Origin of the sequence: Cobetia sp. SIMBA_158 (assembly GCF_046566945.1) — a bacterium.
GTDB classification, from domain to species: domain Bacteria; phylum Pseudomonadota; class Gammaproteobacteria; order Pseudomonadales; family Halomonadaceae; genus Cobetia; species Cobetia amphilecti.
In genome coordinates this window covers 1-250 of the sequence record NZ_JAWJYL010000798.1, presented here as the reverse complement: position 1 = coordinate 250, position 250 = coordinate 1, and the positions used below count along the sequence as shown (strand labels likewise).

Here is a 250-nt window from a genome sequence, read left to right as displayed (position 1 = left end):
CGGCGCTCTTCCAGTTCAGCGATCCGCTTGCCGGCCGTCTCCAGACGATGGCGCCAGCCGGAGATTTCCTTGGTCACGGTCTGGGCCCGTTTGGTGCGGGCCTCGCCCTCGCGGCGCAGCTCGTCCAGCGCGGAGCGATGGGTCAGCATGGTGATCCGCGCGGCCTCGACGCCGTGTTTGATCTCCTCGACCTTGGCGCGGGCCTCACCCAGATCCCCCAGCGCGCTTTGCCCGGCTTCCGCCTCTTTCA

General features: G+C 68.8%; 1 protein-coding gene. It reads right to left on the bottom strand.

The features are described 5' to 3' along the window. The coding region (locus R2R70_RS22020) for a hypothetical protein (protein ID WP_410979199.1) at positions 1-250 on the bottom strand (250 nt) is incomplete at both ends.